Genomic DNA, 20,416 nt, shown 5'->3' on the forward strand with positions numbered 1-20,416 from the left:
CAGATGACTGCACCCGCCGCAACGGCTGATGCAGCGCTGACCGAGGGGTTGCTTTCTGGCTTGGGCGGCGCGCTGCCGCCCCGCCTTGGCGTCGCCGTCTCGGGCGGGGGCGATTCCATGGCGCTGCTGTCGCTTCTGCATGGGTTGGCGACGGCGACGCGCAGCCATCTTGAGACCGTGACCGTCGACCATGGACTGCGCCCAGAAGCGGCGGAAGAGGCCGCCATGGTCGCGCGCCATGCCGCCCGACTGGGGTTGGCCCATGAAACCCTGCACTGGCGCGATTGGGACGGGCAGGGCAATCTCCAAAACGCCGCGCGGGAGGCGCGTTATCGCCTGATGGCCGGTTGGGCCGCGCGGCGCGGGCTACCCGTCGTGGCCCTTGGCCATACGGCGGACGATCAGGCCGAGACGGTGCTGATGCGCTTGGCGCGCCGGTCGGGGGTCGATGGGCTTGCGGCGATGGCGCCGCGCAGCGAAAGGTTCGGTGTCACATGGCTGCGCCCGCTGCTTTTTGCCCGGCGCGCGGCCCTGCGCGATCATCTGCAGCGGGCGGGGCTGCACTGGGTCGAAGACCCCGGCAACGATGACCCGCGCTATGCCCGGATCAGAACCCGCCAAAGCCTCGATGCCCTCGCGCCGCTTGGCATCGATGTAGAGACTTTGGCCGAGGTCGCGCGCAACATGGCCACCGCCCGGGCGGCGTTGGACGTCCAAACCGATCGCGCCGCGGGCGATATTCTGCGTATGGAGGCGGGCGCGCAGGTGATGCAGGCCGATGCCTTTTTCGCCGAGCCGAACGAGATCCGCCGCCGCCTGATGCTCCGGGCAATTGGGCAGATCAACGGCGGCGCATACCCCCCGCGCCGCGGCCCCGTGGCCGCTTTGATCGCGGGGCTAGCGGAAGGGCAGGCGGCCACGCTGGCGGGGTGTCAGGCACTGCTCCGGCGCGGTGAAATCTGGATCTTTCGCGAGTATAACGCGGTGCGCGATCTGCGCGTGCCTGCGGATCAGCTTTGGGACGGACGCTGGCGTGCGATCCCCCCCGAAGGGCTGCCGCCGGAGGCCGAATTGCGCGCGCTTGGCCCAGAGGGGCTGGCCCAATGCCCCGATTGGCGCAGCCTTGGGCGACCCCGTGCCGCCTTGCTGTCGACCCCGGCCATCTGGCAGGGCCCGCGGCTGCTTGCCGCGCCCCTTGCCGGGCTGGACCAGAAATGGCATGTCCGGCGCGAAAGCGGCGCGGAATGGAACAAAACAGCGCCATTATCGCATTGAACATGAGCGCATCATGTCTATCTTAGTATGGTGGTTGCCCGAACGGGCGCCCCTTGGGTTGCGGGACTTGCCCGCGGCCATGTGAATTTAGGAGAATTCCCTTGGGAAATGTTCGTAACCTCGCCTTCTGGGTTGTCCTGATGTTGCTTGTGCTGGCGCTGTTCAACCTGTTCAGCGGGTCCAGCGGGTCGCTGCAAAACAACGAAGTCAGCTATTCCGAATTCGTCACCTCCGTACAGGATGGGGATGTCCGAAATGTGACATTGGATGGTGAGCAAGTGCGATTCCGCCAAGCGGATGGTGCCGACTACTTGACGATCAAACCCGGCGATGCCGAGCTGACCCAGCTTTTGATCGACAACGACATCCCTGTCAAAGCGCGCCCCCAGCAACAGTCTGGTTTCCAGACCTTCCTGATGTCGCTCTTGCCCATCGCGCTGCTGATCGGCGTGTGGATTTACTTCATGAACCGCATGCAGGGCGGCGGCAAGGGCGGGGCCATGGGCTTTGGCAAATCCAAGGCCAAAATGCTGACCGAAAAGCACGGCCGCGTGACCTTTGACGACGTGGCGGGCATCGACGAGGCCAAGGAAGAACTCGAAGAAATCGTCGAATTCCTGCGCAACCCGCAGAAGTTCTCGCGCCTCGGCGGCAAGATCCCCAAGGGCGCGCTGCTGGTGGGCCCTCCGGGCACCGGTAAGACCCTGCTGGCCCGCGCCATTGCGGGCGAGGCTGGCGTGCCCTTCTTCACCATTTCGGGCTCCGACTTCGTCGAGATGTTCGTCGGCGTCGGTGCATCCCGTGTCCGCGACATGTTCGAACAGGCCAAGAAGAACGCCCCCTGTATCGTTTTCATCGACGAGATTGACGCCGTGGGCCGTCATCGTGGCGCCGGCTACGGCGGCGGCAACGACGAGCGTGAACAGACGCTGAACCAGCTTCTGGTCGAGATGGACGGCTTCGAGTCCAACGAAGGCGTCATTATCCTCGCCGCGACCAACCGTCGCGACGTGCTCGACCCCGCGCTGCTGCGTCCGGGCCGTTTCGACCGTCAGGTCACCGTGCCCAACCCCGACATCAAGGGCCGCGAAAAGATTCTCTCGGTCCACGCCCGCAAGACCCCGCTGGGGCCGGACGTCGATCTGCGCATCATCGCGCGCGGCACGCCGGGCTTCTCGGGTGCGGATTTGGCGAACCTCGTGAACGAGGCCGCGCTGATGGCCGCCCGTGTCGGCCGGCGTTTCGTCACTATGGTCGATTTCGAGCAGGCCAAGGACAAGGTGATGATGGGCCCCGAGCGCCGGTCGATGGTGATGACCGCCGAGCAGAAGGAAATGACCGCCTATCATGAGGCCGGTCACGCGCTGGTGGGCATGACGCTGCCCAAATGCGACCCGGTCTACAAGGCCACGATCATCCCGCGCGGCGGCGCGCTCGGCATGGTGATGAGCCTGCCTGAGATCGACCGGCTGAACATGTTCAAGGACGAATGCCACCAGCGTCTGGCCATGGCCATGGCGGGCAAGGCGGCGGAAATCCACAAATACGGGCCGGATTCGGTCTCCAACGGTCCGGCGGGCGACATCCAGCAAGCGTCTGCGCTGGCGCGTGCGATGGTGCTGCAATGGGGCATGTCGGATAAGGTCGGCAATATCGACTATTCCGAAGCCGCGCAGGGCTATCAGGGCAACACTGCGGGCTTCTCCGTCTCAGCCAATACCAAGGAGTTGGTCGAGAAAGAGGTGCAGCAGTTCATCCAAGACGGCTATGATCGCGCGATGAAGATCATCACCGAGAAAGAGGTGGAGTTCGAGCGTCTGGCCCAAGGTCTGCTGGAGTATGAGACCCTGACCGGCGATGAGATCAAACGCGTCATGGACGGCCTGCCGCCAGCAGAGGATTCCGACGACGACAACTCCGACACCGGCAGCGCGCCGAGCGTCACCGCGATCCCCAAGGCGAAGGGCAAGAAAACCCCGCCGAAGGATGGCGGGATGGAACCTGAACCTTCGGTCTGATCCGACCTACGACATTTGAAAGACCCTGCTTCGGCGGGGTCTTTTCATTTTGGGGGGGCATTCGTTGAGGGGCGGGAATTCCACTATCGCGTCGCAGCCGCCGTCGCGTTACATAGAGGCGGAATTCTCGACAAGCCGGGGTCCCATGCGACGCATCCTTTCTGCCCTTGCCCTTCTTATGGCCGTCAACGCCGGACGCGCTTTGGCCGATCCGCAAACCTACGCCGTGGCCTTGGGCGGGCGGCAGTTGGGGACTTTGCAGTTCAACGGCCAAAGCCGGAACGCCGCTTTCTTGCTGTCGCTCGACAACGCACCATTCGGCATCAAGAACGGCAGTTTCAACGCGGTTTCCAAGGCGAAAGGGAACGCGGTCAGCTATCTCGGTTCAAACCGGGGGAGCGAGACGCGCGATATCGCGATTGAACGGGCGGGGCGGCAGGTCACCTCGGTCAAGATCACGCCGTCATCGGAAATGACGAAAATGTCGGATGCCAAGGCGGTGCCGCCCGGTGTCCTGTTTCCGCCGGAGCTTTTCGCGGCGCTAGCCACCGGCAAAAGCTGCCCCGCGCCGCTGTCGCTCTACGATGGGCGCCGCGTGGTGCAGATCGTGACGCAGAGCAGCCGAGAGGAAGGGGCTTCGGTGTTCTGTGATATGTCCTTTCGTGTAGTCATGGGGCCGGGCTATGTCTCGCCATTTTATCTCAAATCTTTCGGGATGGCGCTTGTCTATACAGCGGGCACCCTTGCCAAAGCCTCATTGAGTGGGGGCGGTTTCAAGGTACATCTGGTCCGGCAATAGGCATAGGATGCCACAGCAAACCACGTCAAAGGACGCCCCATGCCCGAACTGCGCAAGACAGACCATACCGCCCGGATCACTTGGCTGGGCATGGTCCCTCAGGACCGCGAAAACATCCGCTCGGTCGCGGTGGAACAGGTCTTTGCGACCTATGCGGGCATCGAAGGGGATTTTCACGCAGGGCTGACCCGTCCGGCCTGCGTGCGCGTGCGCAACCTGCATGCCAAGGGAACAGAGATACGCAACACGCGCCAACTCTCCATCCTCTCCGCCGAAGAGATGGCCGAGATCGCCGCCGCCATCGACCTTCCCAAGCTCGACCCGACCCTGCTGGGCGCTTCGATCATCCTTGAAGGGATCCCGGATTTCACCCTCGTCCCGCCGGGGTCGCGGCTACAAAACGAGCATGGCACCACCTTGGTCGTGGACATCGAAAACGGCCCCTGCAACCTCCCTGCCCGTGAGATCGAGGTGGAGGCCCCCGGCCATGGCAAAACCTTTAAAGCCGCCGCCCAAGGCAAACGCGGCGTGACCGCATGGGTTGAGCGGGAGGGGCCGTTGAGCTTGGGCGACACGCTGCGGCTTTTCGTGCCGAACCAGCCGGTCTGGCCGCATCTGGGCTAAGCGCGCGCCGTTTCGCGAACTTTGAGTGTCGGAAACACGGCCCCCCGTCGGGGGCTTGTCGCGCTATGGCTAAAGAATAAAGATCGCCACCAACGGCAACAGGGGATTCTCATGGCTTGTAAAACCGACATTCAAATCGCCCGCGAAGCGGCGAAACGCCCTATTCAAGAGATCGGCGCGAAGCTGGGCATCTCAAGCGACGACCTGCTGCCCTATGGCCATGACAAGGCGAAGGTGAGCCAATCCTTTATCGACTCTGTGCAGGACCGCGCGAACGGCAAGCTGATCCTCGTCACCGCGATCAACCCAACCCCGGCGGGGGAGGGCAAGACCACCACCACCGTCGGGCTCGGCGACGGGCTGAACCAGATCGGCAAAAAGGCGGCGGTCTGCATCCGCGAAGCCTCTCTCGGGCCGAACTTCGGGATGAAGGGGGGCGCTGCGGGCGGCGGCTATGCCCAAGTTGTGCCGATGGAAGAGATGAACCTTCATTTCACCGGCGATTTCCACGCCATCACTAGCGCGCACAACCTGCTGGCGGCGATGATCGACAACCACATCTACTGGGGCAACGAGTTGGAGATCGACACCCGCCGCGTCACATGGCGCCGGGTGGTCGACATGAACGACCGCGCCCTGCGCCAGATCACCGCCTCCTTGGGCGGTGTGCCCAACGGTTTCCCGCGCGAGACGGGCTTTGACATCACCGTAGCCTCCGAGGTCATGGCGATCCTCTGTCTGGCCAAGAACCTCACCGATCTGCAAGAGCGCCTTGGCGCGATGATCGTCGCCTACCGCCGCGACCGTAGTCCGGTCTATGCCCGCGACATCAAGGCGGATGGGGCCATGACGGTGCTTTTGAAAGACGCGATGCAGCCGAACCTCGTGCAGACGCTTGAGAACAACCCCGCCTTCGTCCACGGCGGGCCCTTCGCCAATATCGCCCATGGCTGCAACTCGGTCATCGCCACGACCACAGCGTTGAAACTGGCAGATTATGTGGTGACAGAGGCAGGCTTTGGCGCCGATCTCGGGGCCGAAAAATTTATGAACATCAAATGCCGCAAGGCGGGGCTGGCGCCTTCGGTGGTGGTCGTCGTCGCCACGGTGCGCGCGATGAAGATGAACGGCGGCGTGGCGAAAGCCGACCTAGGGACCGAGAATGTCGAGGCAGTGCAACAGGGCTGCGCCAACCTTGGCCGCCACATCGAAAACGTGAAATCCTTTGGCGTGCCCGTGGTCGTGGCGGTCAACCATTTCGTCACCGATACCGATGCCGAAGTGGCGGCTGTGAAGGACTATGTCGCGGCCCAAGGGGCCGAAGCGATCCTCTCGCGCCACTGGGAGTTGGGCTCGGAAGGCTCCGCCGATCTGGCCACCCGCGTGGCAGAGATCGCCGATGGCGATCACGCGAATTTCGCCCCGCTCTATGCCGACGAGATGCCGCTGTTCGAAAAGATCGAGACCATCGCCAAACGTGTTTACCGTGCCGACGAAGTGCTGGCCGACCAAAAGGTGCGCAACCAGTTGAAGGATTGGGAGGCGCAGGGCTATGGCGATCTGCCGGTCTGCATGGCCAAGACCCAGTACAGTTTCTCGACCGATCCCGACCTGCGCGGCGCGCCCACTGGTTTCAGCGTCCCCATCCGCGAGGTGCGCCTCTCAGCAGGGGCGGGTTTCGTTGTCGTCATCTGCGGTGAGATCATGACCATGCCGGGCCTGCCGCGGGTGCCTTCTGCCGAGGCAATCAAGCTCAACGCCGATGGCGATGTGGAGGGATTGTTCTAAGGCGGGTTGCAATGACCCGCCGTCGCGGTGATGTAGAGCATGTTCAACCTGCAGCGAGCGAAAGTGAGACGGATATGGCAGCGACAATCATCGATGGTAAAGCCTTTGCAGCAACGGTGCGTGAGAAGGTCGCGGGCCATGTCGACCGGCTAAAGACGGATCACGGTGTCACCCCCGGCCTCGCCGTGGTGCTGGTGGGCGAAGACCCGGCAAGCCAAGTCTATGTCCGCTCCAAGGGCAAGATGACCCGCGAAGTCGGTATGAAATCGGTCGAACACAAGCTGCCCGCGACCGTTGATCAGGGCGAGTTGCTCAAGTTGATCGACGCGTTGAACAACGACCCCGAGATCCACGGCATCCTCGTGCAACTGCCGCTGCCGGATCATCTGGACGAAAGCCGTGTGGTCAACGCCGTCTCGCCCGCCAAGGACGTGGACGGCTTCCACATTTCCAACGTCGGCCTGCTAGGCACAGGGCAGAAAAGCATGGTGCCCTGCACCCCGCTGGGCTGCCTGATGATGCTGCGCGACCATCACGGCGATCTGACGGGTATGAACGCGGTGGTCATTGGCCGTTCCAACATTGTCGGCAAACCGATGGCGCAGCTGCTCTTGGGCGATAGCTGCACGGTGACCATCGCGCATAGCCGCACCCGCGATCTGCCCGAAGTGGTGCGCCGCGCCGATATCGTGGTCGCCGCCGTTGGCCGCCCCGAAATGGTGCCCGGCGATTGGATCAAAGAGGGCGCGACGGTGATCGACGTGGGCATCAACCGGATCGAGACCGGCGGGAAAACCAAACTGGTTGGCGACGTGGACTTCGACAGCGCCAGCCAGCGCGCCGGGGCCATCACCCCGGTGCCCGGCGGGGTCGGGCCGATGACCATCGCCTGCCTGCTGGCCAATACGGTCACCGCCTGTTGCCGCGCCAATGGGTTGGCAGAACCCGAAGGGCTGACCGCCTAAGCGCCCGGCACCGGCACGATGGTGCCCTGCAGGATGGCGATGAGCTTGGCGGCGCCATCCGTTTCCGCATGCACCTCTGCCGTGACCACACAAAGCCGCCGGCCCGGTTTCACCACCCGGCCCGTGGCAATCAGCCGGTCTCCCCTGGCGGGAGCCAGAAGGTTGATCTTGATCTCCGAGGTTACGACATCGACCTCCGGCGGCAACATGCTCAAGGCCGCATAGCTCGCCGCGGAATCGCCAATGGAAAAGGTCAGCCCCGCATGGCCAAAACCCTGCTGCTGCATCGCGCCCGGCAGGACCGGCGCCGCAACCTTGACCAGACCCGACTGCACTTCGATGATCTCGGCCCCCAAGGTCTGCATCATGGTCTGCTTGGCAAAACTCTCCCGCACCCGGCGTTCAATCTGATCATCCATCATCGCTTCTTTCCGGGCATGGGGATCGCCACAGGTTGCGGCCCGGTCAGCACCGCACAGGCCTCTGGCCCCATCAAATCACAAAGCACCCGCGACTGGCTGCGCAGCCCGCCGGTATAGGTGCCATATGCAGGCAGGATCAGCCGCTTGCTGTCAAACAAAAACGCCGGACGCGAGATGCTGCGGCCCCGCGCGCGGATCGATGCCTTGGGATGATAATGCCCCGACACCTCGCCGCCGGTCCCCTCCGCCGCGATATGCCGAAAGGTCAGCGGGCCGAGCGCCAACTCACCCAAATGGGTACCGCCCAACCCAACCGGGCCCGGGTCGTGATTGCCTTCGATCCAATCCCACCGCCGCCCGGCCTGCAGGCCAAGAATCCAAAGCCGCTCTTCCTCTGGCAGCGCCTGCGCCGCCCCGAGGTCATCAAAACTATCGCCAAGGCAGACTACATGCCGCGCCTGAGTGTAAGACAGGTCCGCCGCCAACCGTTTCAACGTATCGCGCGTCTCATAAGGCGGCAGCGCCGACCCGCCGCGCCGCGCAATCCGTTCCGACTTGCCCAAGTGAAGATCGCTCACACAAAGCAAATCCCTTTCGCGCCACCAAAGCGCGCCAGAACCAAGCGCAGTCAGCCCCGCCCCGGCGAATGAAAACTTAAGTCCGTTCATCCTTTGTTCATCTGAGATCGGCACTGATTTGGCAAGGGGCCAAACGCGAAGGTTGCGCAGACGGAAAGGTCAGCGCAGAGGTATTTAAGAAAGGATGAACTGCAGAAAGCGCGCCCCGCGATCGGGTGGTTACCGGACCGGAGACGCGCCTTCATCCTTTGCGGTCATCGGCTCCTCAGCCTGTACCGCGAGAGGAAGATGCGCCACCTTGGTTAAAGAACCCTTAATCATCTTCATCCTTTTTCAAATACCTTGCAGAACCTCTCCGCCCGCGAAACGCTCATGTTCAACGACCATCCCGCCATGGCGGCTGATCCGAGGGCGGCGGGGTGAGTTGCGCGAGGCCGGAGGCTTCCATCAAACGTTCCGCCTCTTCTGCCAACAGACGATCCTGCCCGGCGCCTTCGACCGGAACGCGGCCCATTTCGAGAAACAGCGGCGCGGCCAGGGGGCTTACGCGGGAGAGCTTGCGATGGGTGATCCGCCCGGCAATTCGCCCGAGCATTTCTTCGATTCTGCCGAAATCCACCAACCCGCTGAGGGCTTCTTCTCGGGTGATGTCGAGCATCAGGTGGTCCGGTTCATAGCGCTGCAGCGTGTCGTAGAGGATATCGCTAGAAAAGGTCGTTTGCCGTCCGGATTTGCGCGCCTGCGGGCTGTTGCGCTCGATCAGCCCGGCGATGGTGGCGGCGGCGCGAAACGTGCGTTTCATCACGGCATTGCCCGCAAGCCAACTGTCGAGCCCTTCGTGCAGCATCGCCGGATCAAGCAGCGGAGCCGGGTCGTCGAGGGGGGAGAGCCCCCAGATCAGCGTGGCATAGTCCGTTGCAACAAAGCCCAGAGGGCGTAGGCCAAGGTCTTCCATGCGTTTGGTGAGCAGAAGGCCGAGCGTTTGTTGGCCGTTGCGTCCGGCAAAGCCGTAGAACACCGTCTGTTCGGCAAAGTCATGGGGGAAGCTTTCCACCAGCAGCGTGCCGGGCTGCGGCAGTTGGCTGACCTCACGTTGCAGGCTGAGCCATTCGGCGGTGTGGGAGGGCAGTTCGGGCCAGCTGTCTTGGGTGAACATTTGTTGCACGCGGGCCGATAGTTGGGTGGAGGTGGCGAATTTCGTACCGCCGAAGGTCGCCACTTTCGGCTTCTTCGCGGCGTTGCGGCTGACCTCGACCACGGTTTCGCGCAGCCCTTCGTAGCGCACGATTTGCCCGCCGATCAGAAAGGTATCGCCTTTGGTGAGCGTGGCGGCAAAGCCCTCTTCGATCTCGCCAAGGGGCTTGCCGCCGCGGTTGCGTTTCATGCGGACCTTGAGCTTGTCGGTGTCCTGAATGGTGCCGATGTTCATACGGATGCGTTGCGCGGCGCGGGGGTCACGCAGTTGCCATTGCCCGTCGGGGCGTTGCAGCAGCCGTTGCCAACGGTCGTAGGCGCGCAGCGCGTAGCCGCCCGTGGCGCAGAAATCGAGGCAGGCGTCGAAGGCGGCGCGTGACAGGTTGGAATAGGCCCCGGCGGTGCGGATTTGGGCAAAGAGGTCCTCGGCGTCGAAGGGGCCGGCGCAGGCAGCGATGAGGATGTGCTGGCAGAGCACGTCGCGCGGGCCTTGCCCGCGCGGATCGCCATCGAGTGCACCTTCGAGCACGGCCTCTAGCGCCGCCACGCATTCCACCACTTCAAAGCGGTTGGCGGGGACCAGGAGCGCTTTGGAGGGGGCGTTGTAGCGGTGGTTGGCGCGGCCGATGCGCTGGACCAGACGTTTCACGTTCTTCGGCGCGCCGATCTGGATGATGAGGTCCACGTCGCCCCAGTCGATCCCCAGATCAAGCGTGCCTGTGCAGACGATGGCGCGTAGATCGCCGCGTACCATCGCCGCCTCGACCTTCTCGCGCTGCGCGCGGTCGAGGCTGCCGTGGTGGATGGCGATGGGCAGGGCGTCCTCGTTGGCGAGCCAGAGTTTGTGGAAGAAGATCTCGGCCTGCGCGCGGGTGTTGTGGAAGATGAGCGTCGTCTTGTGTTGGCGCACCTGTTCGAGGACCGCGGGGATCGCATAGGCCGCGCCGCCGCCGGCCCAGGGCGGGGCCTCCTCTGTGCGCAGCATCTGGATGTCGGGGGCGGGGCCGGGATCGGCCAAGAGCACTTCGCAGGGGTCGGGGTGGCGGGCCATCAGGTGGGCGATGGCCGCGGGGTCTTCGACCGTGGCCGAGAGGCCCACGCGTTTCAGGTCGGGGCAGAGGGCTTGCAACCGGGTCAAGGCCAGCATCAGCTGGTCGCCGCGTTTGCTTTCGGCCAGGGCGTGGATCTCGTCGATCACCACGCGTTTGAGGCCCCGAAAGGTGCGCGCGGCGTCCTCATAGGAGGTCAGCAGGGCGAGGCTTTCGGGGGTGGTCAGCAGGATATGCGGCGGGTCGGCACGCTGGCGGCGGCGGCGCGACTGCGAGGTGTCGCCGGTGCGGTCTTCGATGCGGATCGGCAGGCGCATCTCCTCGACCGGGCGTGTGAGGTTGCGTTTGATGTCCGCCGCCAGCGCCTTGAGCGGCGATATATAGAGCGTGTGCATCCCCTCGTGCTCTTCTTCGGCCAGATCGACGAGGGTTGGCAGGAAACCGGCCAGCGTTTTGCCGCCTCCTGTGGGGGCGATGAGCAGCAGGGCAGGAGCCTCGGCACGGTCCAGCATCTCTTGCTGGTGCGGGTGCAAAGACCAGCCGTTCTGGGCGAACCAATCGGCGAATTTGGGGGGTAGGGCGCGCATGACACCCAATGTAGTATCGGCAGGGCGCGGTGCCAGCGGCGGAGGTTATTTAACGATCACCTCATCGCGAACGAACATATTGGCCCACGCCCGGTCCACCAGATCGGGGTTCATCTGATAGGGGATGCCTTCGAAATCGCAGATTGCAATCATCTGGTCGATCAGGAAATTCGGCTGGTAATTCGCATAGACATTGTCGATGGTCGGGTATTTCACCTTGAGTAGATGGATCAGCGTCGCCTCATCCAGTGGCATGCCGCGTTTCCGGGCAACCATGGCAAAGATCTTGAGGAAGTTCTCTTGGTCCGGGCCGTCGATCTTGATCTTGAAGAAGATACGCCGCAGGGCAGCTTGGTCGAAAATCTCATTCGGGTGGAAGTTGGTAGAGAAGATCACCAGCGTGTCGAAGGGCACCTCGAATTTCTCGCCCGATTGCAGGGCGAGGATGTCTTTGCTTTCCTCCAGCGGCACGATCCAGCGGTTGATGATGCTTTGCGGCGGCTCTTTCTGGCGGCCAAGGTCGTCGACGATAAAGATGCCGCCAGTGGCTTTGAGTTGCAGCGGCGCCTGATAGGTTCGGGCCGTGGGGTTGTAGACCAGATCAAGCATGTCGAGCGTCAGTTCGCCACCGGTGATGACCGTCGGGCGCTCGCAGCAGACATAGCGGGCGTCATAGCGCGTGATCCGGCGCAGGGAGGTGGGGTCTTGCACCTCGGCCTCGGCGGCGGAATGAACGATCGGGTCATAGACGGTGATGACCTGGCCTGCGTATTCGATGGCGCGGGGGACATAGACCCGATCACCAAGCGCGTCGCGTATGCCATTGGAAATGCTGGATTTACCGTTTCCCGGCGGGCCGTACATCAGGATCGACCGCCCGGCAGAGACGGCGGGGCCGAGGTGATCCAGCAGGCTGTCGGGCAGCACCAAATGGCCCATGGCGCCGGTCAACTGGTCACGGGTGATTTGCAGATTGCGCACGGATTGGCGTTTGACCTGCTCGCGGTAAACCTCAAGCGGGACGGGCATGGCGCCGAAATATTCCGACTGCGCCAGCGCATCCAATGCGCGCGCCTTGCCCGCGTCGGTCAACTGATAGCCCATCTCATTGCCGCTGGTGGCGCTGAGCGTGCCGGTGGCTTCGATCAGGCGTTGGCTGCGGGCTTGGTCGACCATCTCCTGCGTGACCGGGATCGGCAGGCAGAGCGCTTGGGCCAGATCGCTGACCATCTCGACGTTCTTGCGAAAGATCGTTTTCAGAAGGATATCGCGCATCATCACGATGGGCAGCTTCATATCCTCCAACCGCTTGGGGGGCGGCGGGGCAAGCACGGTGCTGGTCGGGGCGTTCATCAATGGCTTCCTTGGAAAGTCATGCGGCGGTGCGGCTTGTCGGTCAGACTGGAGGGTAAATCTTGAATATGGCGTGAATGTGGACGCTTTTTCGCAATGAAAAGAGTTTGCAGCGGGACGGTCAGACCCCGAAGAGCGCTCCCAAGATCAGATAGAGCCCCAGCGTGGTGCCAAGGGCGAGACCCATGGGGAATTTCTTGGTTTCTTGCCAGCTTTGCCAATCGGGGGCGAGGCGGCGCAGGGGGGTGTATTTCACCCCGCGATGCGTGGCGGCGGCGGCGAGAAGGGTGGCCATGAAAAGCATCATCAGCAATCGCATATCGCCCCATGCGATATAGGGCGCGGCGGCGGCGGCGAACTTTGCGTCACCGGCCCCCATGACCCCTGCGGCGTTCAGGACGATGCCGACCACTAGGACCACGACAAGGCTCAGCAGACGCCAGAGATAGGTGTCAAAGGGCAGCAGAAACAGCCCCAGCAGCACAAAGATCGCGGTCAGCACTAAGACCGCCTGATTGGTGATCCGCATCTGCTTCATGTCGGTGAAGGCGACATAGAAGCAGATCGGCAGGACGAAGGGCAGAAACCACAGGGCCGCCGTGGCAGAGATCGCCATGGATCAGCCGTTTTCCAATGCGCGCAAAGAGCGGACGGCGGCTTCGAAATGCTGGGGGTGCGTGTCAATCGCTTCGCGCAGCAGGCCCTTGCCGGTCTCCACATCGCCGCGTTTGATCGCCGACAGGGCCATCGTGTGCAAAAGCTGGGCGCGCTCAGATTGCTCCATCGGCATGACGGGCAGGGTATAGTCGCGCTGTGCGGCGCGGGCCATGACGAGGTTGTTCTTGGCGGTGAAAAGCGTGTTGTCTTGGCGGATCGCCTCGCCGAACAGACGCTCGGCCTCGGGGTAATCCCCGCGGGTCAGTTTGGAGTAGCCCCAGTTGTTCATCACGGCGGCGGGGGTCGTGGTCAGGCCGACGGCGATCTCGTAAAAGCTGTCGGCGCGGTCCCACTGTTCCTTGCTGTCGGCGACCATGGCCTCAAGCCGGTAGCGGGCAAAAGTCTCATGGGTGGGGGGGATGCCGTTGAGGACCGTCTCGGCCCGCGCCCAGTTGCCCGAGCGGATCAGCGCATCGGCCAATTGCACGCTGTCTTCGGGGGTGGCACCTTCCATCTTGGTGACCTTGTCCCATTCGGAAACGGCCTCGGTCGTGCGTTTGGCGCGAACCAGTGACGCAGCGAGCCCGCGCTGGTGGTCGATCCGGTCGGGGCTTTCCTTGATGGACCGCGCGAAATAGCTCACCGCCTCATTGGGGTCGGCCACGGTCAGCATCACGTCAGAAAGGTTGGTTTCATCCACCACATTGACGTCCTTGAAGGCCCGTTCAACGGTGGCGTTCGCGTCTTTTTCACCGCAGCCTGCAAGCGCGGTGACGCCTGCCATGCAGACGGCCAGAATGATTGGATGGCGCATTTTGCGTCCTCTTACTGCTCTGCCGGGTCATGGTGTCGGACGGATCAGGTAATCTCCGCTGCCGCGCCGCACCAATTTGTAATTATCTTCATTGACTTCTGTTATAACAGATTTTTCCGTTTTTGCGAGCGCCAAGCGCAGATTGTCCCGAATTGCGTCACTTTCGCCATTGTCGAGCGCATAGGCTTTGCGGAAAATCTGCTCGGCCTCGGCGGTCTGGCCGCTTTCCATCAGCACGACGCCAAGGTTGTTCCAAACTTCCGGCTCGGCGGCGTCTTTCTCAACGGCGCGGCGCAGCAGGGTTTCGGCCTGTCCCAAACGCCCAAGCCCGAGGTTGGCGCTGCCAAGGGCCGAGAGGATTTCCCCGGTCAGCCCATGCTCCAGCGCGGCGCGGTTGAAGGATTTGATGGCCAATTCATATTGCCCCGCCGCGATGAGCCTATGGCCCACCTCGATCCCATCCACCGCCTCGGCCCGTTGGTTCACGCCGGGGGCATAGAGGTTTTTCGGTGTCTGATCCCCGCGCAACGCGGAAAAGCCGCCTGTCGAACAGGCGGCCAGAGCAAGGCCCAAGATCGGCCCGATGAAAACGGCGCGGGTGAGGCTGCGCCGAATTTTGCCCGTCATTAATTCCCTACCTGACCCAGTTGCGAGATGCCATGTGCCGAGGGGCCGATCAGAATAATCAGCAGCGGCGGTACGGTGAGGCCCATAGTGGCAAGGGTCATCTTGGTTGGCAACTTGTTTGCCGCTTCCTCGGCCCGCATCACGCGTTTGTCGCGCATCTCGGCGGCATAGACGCGCAGGGCGTCGGCGATGGAGGTGCCGAAGGCCGCCGATTGGATCAGCACGGTCACGAAAGAAGAGACATCCTGCACGCCGCAACGTTCGCCCATGTCGTTGAGCACCGATACTTTGTCCTTACCGGCTTTCATCTCATAGGCGACCATCTCGAACTCTTCGGAGAGGGCGCGGTAGGAGGCGCGCAACTCGCGCGCGACGCGGACGATGCATTGATCCAGCGATTGCCCGGCTTCGACGCAGACCAGCATCATATCCAGCGCGTCGGGAAAGCCGCGGGTGATCTCTTCTTTGCGGGAATCGACTCGGCGTTTGACCCAGTATTTGGGCAGGTAATACCCGATGGCACCGGGGCCGATGGCCCACATCATGGTCTGCTGCGTGGTCATCCCTTCGCCGCCGCCCAAGACATTGGTATAGATCAGGCCGCCCACCAGCCCGAGCATCCCAAGGGCAAACTGGGCAAAGTAATAAAGCCGCACCGCATCGCGCGAACGATAGCCAGCTTGGCGCAGCATCAACTGTTTGGCGCTGAGTTCGGCCACGTCCTCAGGCTCAAGAAACTTGGCGAATTTCTGCAACTGCGCGTTTTGATCCGATTGGCGCAGCTTCTCGCGCGAACCGTCGCCCGTCGGGGCAGAGCTGGTGCGCTTGAGCTTGGTCAGCGGGTCTTCGGGCTGGCGCAACATCAAGACCAGCGTGGTCGCCACCAAGGCGACGCCCAAAGTGCCGATGATGATGATCAGCCCCATCGGCCCCAAGGCTTGGTTGATCTGATCGTTAAGCTGATTGAAAAATTCCATCCCCGGCCTCTCAGACTTTGATATTGGTAAGGATGCGCATCACGAAAAGGTTCAGCACAAGGAAGATCCCCACAAGGAAACAGGCGGGAATGAAATAGGGGTGATCGCGCACCTCGTCGTAGTAATGCGGATCGCCGAGGTTGATCACCACCAGCGCGGCCAGCGGGAAGCCCGACAGGAACTTGCCCGACCATTTCGCCTCGGCTGTGATGGCTTTGACACGGCGGAACAGGCGGAAGCGGGCGCGGATCACCTTGGCAAGACCGGCAAGGATCTCGGCCAAGTTGCCGCCCGATTGCTGCTGAATGGTCACGGCGACGGCGAGAAAGCGCAAATCCTGCATGTCGAGCCGTTCGGCCATATCCTTGAGCGCTTCGCCCAGATCGCGGCCATAGGCGGCTTCATCGGCGATCACGCCGAATTCCGAGGCGAGCGGGTCTTGGATTTCCTTCGACACGATGGAGATCGCGTTGGAGAAAGGGTGCCCCACCCGCAGGCTGCGCACCATCAGCTCCACCGCATCGGGAAGCTGTTCTTCGATCATCGCCATGCGTTTGCTGGCCTTATGCGACACCCAAAAGAACACTGCGCCCACGCCCATGGCGATGGACATCAGCGCGCGCACCGACACGGAGGTATCGGTGCCGATGGTCAGCCCCAGAAAGGCCAAAGCGGCCAATCCGGCCATGATCATCAGCAACTGCTGCGGCGTGAAGGCAATCGCGGCCTTCTGCGCACGTTCTGACAGCAGGGAGTAGAGCGGGATCGACTTGGCGTTCATATGCTGCTGCATTTCCTTGCGCAGCTTATCGAGCACCTCTTCGCGGCGCGCGCCTTTCTCCAGCATCTCAAGGCGGCGGTTCACGCGGCTGTTGAGGCTGATGGATTTGCCGAATGCGACAAGGTACAGCCCCTCGACCAGCACCAGAACGCCGATGAAGATCAAGCCATAGATGATTGGTTCGGCACTCATTGCATCAATCCTTACTGGGCCGCCACGGGTTCGTAGATGGAGGCGGGCAGGTCATAGCCCCACATGCGGAACCGCTCAGAGAAGTGGCTGCGCACGCCGGTGGCGGTGAAATGGCCGATGATCTTGTTCTCGGGCGTCAGGCCGACGCGCTGGAAGCGGAAGATCTCTTGCATCGAGATGACCTCGCCCTCCATGCCCGTGATCTCGGTGATCGAGGTCATCCGGCGCGAGCCGTCTTGCAAGCGGCTGGCCTGCACGATCAGGTTCACAGCCGAGGAGATCTGGCTTCGCATCGCCTTGAGCGGCATTTCGATCCCGGCCATGGCGATCATGTTTTCCAGACGGCTGATGCCATCGCGGGCCGAGTTGGCGTGAATTGTGGTCATGGAACCGTCGTGGCCAGTGTTCATCGCCTGCAACATGTCGATGACCTCTTCGCCGCGCGTCTCGCCGACGATGATGCGGTCGGGGCGCATCCGAAGGGCGTTTTTCAGACAGTCGCGAGGCGAGACTTCGCCCTTGCCTTCGACATTGGGCGGGCGGCTTTCCATCCGGCCCACATGGGTCTGTTGCAGTTGCAATTCGGCGGTGTCTTCGATGGTCAGAATGCGTTCAGCATTGTCGATGAAAGACGACAGCGCGTTGAGCGTGGTGGTCTTACCCGAGCCCGTACCGCCCGACACGATGATGTTGAGACGCGTGGCCACGGCGGCCTGCAAATAGGCGGCCATCTCTTCCGAGAAGGCGCCGAAGTTCACCAGATCGTCGATGCCCAGCTTGTCTTTCTTGAACTTACGAATAGACACGAGCGAGCCATCGACGGCCACCGGGGGCACCATGGCGTTGAAACGCGAGCCATCCTTGAGACGCGCGTCAACGTAAGGGTTGCTTTCATCCACCCGACGCCCCACCGCCGAGACGATCTTGTCGATGATCCGCAGCAGGTGTTTTTCGTCTTTAAAGGTGATGTCGGTCAATTGCAGCTTGCCGTCGCGTTCGACGAAAATCTGCTGCGGGCCGTTCACCAGAATATCGTTGACGCTGTCGTCTTTCAGCAGCGTCTCAAGGGGGCCAAGACCGGTGACCTCGTCATAAAGCTCGGAGTTCAGCGTCATGCGGTCTTCGCGGTTGAGCACGATGCTCTTTTCGGAAAGGATCTCGACGGCGATATCGTTGATTTCCTGCCGCAAATCAGCTTCCGAGGCATGTTCCAGCGCGGCGAGATTGAGGTTGTCCAAGAGCGCGCGGTGCAGTTCGAGCTTGATCTCACTCATCCGCTGCTTGCGCTTGACCTCACGGTCCTCGGGGGAAGCGGCGGCGGGTTTGACCGCGCGGCGCATTGAAACCGGTTTGGCTGCCGGTGCGGGCGCAGGTGCCGCGGGGGCGGGCTGGGCGGCTTTGGCTGGCTTGGCCTCACGCGCCGGCGCGGGGGCGGCGGCTTTCGGGGTGGCAGAGGCTGGTTTCTTGTATTTCGAGAACATCGGTACGGTCTTTCGCTAGGGGGCTCAGGCGGCTTGCGCCTGCTCGCCCTTGAGATCGTGGATGGAGCTTGCCAGTTTGGCGATTTCGCGGCGCAGTGGGCTTTTCGGCGCGGAATTGGCCAGCGGCAGCCCGTGGTCATTGGCCTGGGTCACCGCCTTGCCGCCATCGGGCATCTGCACGTCGATCGAAATGCTCAGCGATTCGGCCATGCGCTTGACCCGGCTCTTGGCGCTGAGATCGGTGAATTTCGGCGCGCGGTTCATCACATAGCGCAGCTTTTCAAAGGGCAGTTCCTCAGACTGCAGTGCCCGTTTGAAGCGCAGCGCGTTCTGGGCCGAGCGCATGTCGAGTTCCAGCATGGCAAAGTAGACATGCGCGCTGGTCAGCACCGTCTCGGACCATTGAACCAGCGTCGAGGGCATGTCGACGATGACATAGTCGAACTGGTTGCGCGCCATGTTGAGGATGCGGTCGATATCTTCGTTGGTCACGATATCGAGCGGCAGCATCTCTGCCGGGGCGGTCAGCACATGCAGCTTGTCTTCAAAGGTTTGCAGCGCTTGGCCAAAGATCTCTTCGTCCATGGATTCCGTGTCGGACATCATCTCATAGACTGCCTCGCGGCGTTGCAGATCAAGGAAGGTCGCGACCGAGCCATATTGCAGGTCGAAATCCAGCAGGCAGACCGAGGGCGGGTTTTTCTTGTCGGCATTCGCCAGTTCCCAAGCGAGGTTTACGGCAAGGGTCGTGGCCCCGGTGCCGCCAGCCAAACCATGCACGACGATCAGTGCGCCATCCTTTTGCGCACCGGCCTTCAACTGCGGCGCACTGTTGTCGGCTGCGGGGGCAGGGGGGGCATTCTCTCCGGCGCGGACGCGGGCAATGGCCTGTGCCAATTCGCCTTCGGGCAGCGGATAGGGGACGAACTCATCCGCCCCCTTCCGCAGCAGCGAATGCAACGCGGCGGGGGTCATGTCTTCGGCGATCAGGATCACCCGGATGTCGCGCGCCTTGGCCTGTGTGATGATTTCACTCATCAAAACGAGATTGTCCTCGTCGGTCTCATCCATGGCGAGGGCGACGAATTCCATCGCCTCGGCTTCGGGTTGGCTGAAGAATGCCAGCGCCTCGGCGAATCCCAGATCGCCCCAGCTTTCGCCCAAAGTGGCTTCCATATCTTCGATCAAGAGGTCGAAGTTCTGTACATCACGGCTGATTGTGCAGGCAACGATCGGCGCTGCTTCGGGTTGTGGCATAGTGCTGCTCATGACCTTTTGTCCTTTACATCAACGGTTTGGCCGGAGGGCGGCGATATTCTGTCGCTGCGAACGCTCTGACCTCTGCCTTATGCGCGGCTCTTGAGCCGGGCACATTTATCCTTCTGCGTCGAATATCACCCCCAACTGGGGCGAGATTGGGGCCAAAAAGCCTCTATTGTTGGGTATCTTGAAACGATACGTCCATTCGCGCCCGATTGGACATGGCTTTTCAGAGACGAAAACCCCCGCGGCCCAAAGGCGCGGGGGAATATTATCCGTGCGAAAGAAGGGCTTACCCTTACTCCCCGCCGCCGCCTGCCTCGGTGGCACCGGAGCTTAGCTGAGAGGGGGGCACGGCGCTGGCTACATATTCGCGGTAGATGATCTGCGCATATTTGCCGTCCAGCAGCATCGGGTGGCCCTGGACGAAGCCGCTGACCTCGGTCACCGTGCGCCGGTTGCGGCGCTCGCGGCCCTGGGTCACGATCAGCGGCTGCGTTTCGCCAAAGGAAACAACGGCTTCCAAACGGCTGGGGCTGATTCCCAAGGTCGAGAGATAGCGCACCACGGCCTGCGCCCGGCGCAGCCCCAAGCCGCGGTTATAGGCCTGCGAGCCGACCAGATCAGTGTGGCCATAGACGCGGAAGCGAATCTCGGGGAATTGGCGAATCCAGCTGGCCTGCTGGCGCAGGATGGCTTTCGCATTCGCGTCCAGTCGGGCCGAGTTGAAGGCGAAGGTCACGGTCGAGCGGACTTCGTTCGAGAAACGGTTCGCCAGATCAAAGGTCACACGCTTTTCGCCGGTCATGACTTGGCGGTTGTGCAATGTGGCATTGCCGAATTGGCCCGTGTCCACGATCGACCCCGCCTCGCGGTAGAACTGCGTATAGACCGGATCGTTGCTGGGGGCGCAGGCGGCGAGCCCGGCAAGGGCCGCGGTGCCCGCGATCAACGTGATATGTCTGCGTGTCATCG

At 62.4% G+C, this 20,416-nt stretch carries 18 protein-coding genes; 6 read left to right on the forward strand and 12 right to left on the reverse strand.

The features are described 5' to 3' along the window. Nucleotides 1–3: 3 nt before the first annotated feature. The 6 genes from tilS to folD all read left to right on the forward strand — a co-directional run bounded on the left by tilS (nt 4) and on the right by folD (nt 7,469). Nucleotides 4–1,275, forward strand: coding sequence for a tRNA lysidine(34) synthetase TilS (tilS, locus tag ACGYLD_RS08645; protein WP_271693151.1), 1,272 nt, complete (start codon nt 4–6; stop codon nt 1,273–1,275). A 101-nt stretch (nt 1,276–1,376) separates the two neighbouring features. Then, nucleotides 1,377–3,293: an ATP-dependent zinc metalloprotease FtsH gene (gene ftsH / locus ACGYLD_RS08650; protein WP_067262909.1), complete on the forward strand. Its 1,917-nt coding sequence runs from the start codon at nt 1,377–1,379 to the stop codon at nt 3,291–3,293. A 145-nt stretch (nt 3,294–3,438) separates the two neighbouring features. Then, the gene (locus tag ACGYLD_RS08655; RefSeq protein WP_271693152.1) at nt 3,439–4,092 is read left to right on the forward strand and encodes a hypothetical protein; all 654 of its coding nucleotides are present in this window, start codon (nt 3,439–3,441) and stop codon (nt 4,090–4,092) included. A 39-nt stretch (nt 4,093–4,131) separates the two neighbouring features. Then, on the forward strand, nt 4,132–4,716 hold the full coding sequence (locus ACGYLD_RS08660; protein ID WP_271693153.1) for an MOSC domain-containing protein: 585 nt from the start codon (nt 4,132–4,134) through the stop codon (nt 4,714–4,716). A gap of 111 nt (nt 4,717–4,827) precedes the next feature. Next, nucleotides 4,828–6,504 (forward strand): formate--tetrahydrofolate ligase, encoded by a 1,677-nt coding sequence (locus ACGYLD_RS08665; protein WP_271693154.1) that lies wholly within the window; start codon nt 4,828–4,830, stop codon nt 6,502–6,504. A 74-nt stretch (nt 6,505–6,578) separates the two neighbouring features. After that, nucleotides 6,579–7,469, forward strand: a complete 891-nt coding sequence (gene folD, locus ACGYLD_RS08670) for a bifunctional methylenetetrahydrofolate dehydrogenase/methenyltetrahydrofolate cyclohydrolase FolD (RefSeq protein WP_271693795.1) — start codon at nt 6,579–6,581, stop codon at nt 7,467–7,469. Here folD and ACGYLD_RS08675 read toward each other — a convergent pair. From ACGYLD_RS08675 to ACGYLD_RS08730, 12 genes are all read right to left on the reverse strand, one after another. Continuing rightward, nucleotides 7,466–7,888: a PaaI family thioesterase gene (locus ACGYLD_RS08675; protein WP_394402128.1), complete on the reverse strand. Its 423-nt coding sequence runs from the start codon at nt 7,886–7,888 to the stop codon at nt 7,466–7,468. The two genes, folD and ACGYLD_RS08675, sit on opposite strands and share 4 nt — an antisense overlap. Next, complete coding sequence (pdeM, locus tag ACGYLD_RS08680) at nt 7,888–8,559, reverse strand: ligase-associated DNA damage response endonuclease PdeM (RefSeq protein WP_271693156.1); 672 nt, start codon at nt 8,557–8,559, stop codon at nt 7,888–7,890. Before pdeM ends, ACGYLD_RS08675 begins: the two co-directional genes overlap by 1 nt. Nucleotides 8,560–8,845: 286 nt before the next feature. Beyond that, on the reverse strand, nt 8,846–11,299 hold the full coding sequence (locus ACGYLD_RS08685; RefSeq protein WP_276153842.1) for a ligase-associated DNA damage response DEXH box helicase: 2,454 nt from the start codon (nt 11,297–11,299) through the stop codon (nt 8,846–8,848). Between the two features lie 45 nt (nt 11,300–11,344). Continuing rightward, nucleotides 11,345–12,652 carry an ATPase gene (locus tag ACGYLD_RS08690; protein ID WP_271693158.1) on the reverse strand — a complete coding sequence of 436 codons (1,308 nt, stop codon included), beginning with the start codon at nt 12,650–12,652 and terminating at the stop codon, nt 11,345–11,347. 121 nt (nt 12,653–12,773) lie between these two features. Then, nucleotides 12,774–13,268, reverse strand: coding sequence for a prepilin peptidase (locus tag ACGYLD_RS08695; protein WP_271693160.1), 495 nt, complete (start codon nt 13,266–13,268; stop codon nt 12,774–12,776). A 3-nt stretch (nt 13,269–13,271) separates the two neighbouring features. Then, nucleotides 13,272–14,123: a lipopolysaccharide assembly protein LapB gene (locus tag ACGYLD_RS08700; protein ID WP_271693161.1), complete on the reverse strand. Its 852-nt coding sequence runs from the start codon at nt 14,121–14,123 to the stop codon at nt 13,272–13,274. Between the two features lie 27 nt (nt 14,124–14,150). Beyond that, on the reverse strand, nt 14,151–14,750 hold the full coding sequence (locus ACGYLD_RS08705) for a tetratricopeptide repeat protein (protein ID WP_271693163.1): 600 nt from the start codon (nt 14,748–14,750) through the stop codon (nt 14,151–14,153). After that, nucleotides 14,750–15,727 carry a type II secretion system F family protein gene (locus ACGYLD_RS08710; RefSeq protein ID WP_271693165.1) on the reverse strand — a complete coding sequence of 326 codons (978 nt, stop codon included), beginning with the start codon at nt 15,725–15,727 and terminating at the stop codon, nt 14,750–14,752. The genes ACGYLD_RS08705 and ACGYLD_RS08710 overlap by 1 nt, the downstream gene beginning before the upstream one ends. 10 nt (nt 15,728–15,737) lie before the next feature. Continuing rightward, on the reverse strand, nt 15,738–16,700 hold the full coding sequence (locus tag ACGYLD_RS08715; RefSeq protein WP_271693166.1) for a type II secretion system F family protein: 963 nt from the start codon (nt 16,698–16,700) through the stop codon (nt 15,738–15,740). A gap of 11 nt (nt 16,701–16,711) precedes the next feature. Next, the gene (locus ACGYLD_RS08720; RefSeq protein WP_271688036.1) at nt 16,712–18,181 is read right to left on the reverse strand and encodes a CpaF family protein; all 1,470 of its coding nucleotides are present in this window, start codon (nt 18,179–18,181) and stop codon (nt 16,712–16,714) included. 24 nt (nt 18,182–18,205) lie between these two features. Beyond that, entirely contained in the window at nt 18,206–19,450 is a 1,245-nt protein-coding gene (locus tag ACGYLD_RS08725) for an AAA family ATPase (protein WP_271693167.1), read from the reverse strand. Between the two features lie 289 nt (nt 19,451–19,739). Beyond that, nucleotides 19,740–20,414, reverse strand: coding sequence for an OmpA family protein (locus tag ACGYLD_RS08730; protein WP_271693168.1), 675 nt, complete (start codon nt 20,412–20,414; stop codon nt 19,740–19,742). Nucleotides 20,415–20,416: the final 2 nt, after the last annotated feature.

It is taken from the genome of Sulfitobacter sp. 1A12056 (genome assembly GCF_043558125.1).
Lineage (GTDB): Bacteria > Pseudomonadota > Alphaproteobacteria > Rhodobacterales > Rhodobacteraceae > Sulfitobacter > Sulfitobacter faviae.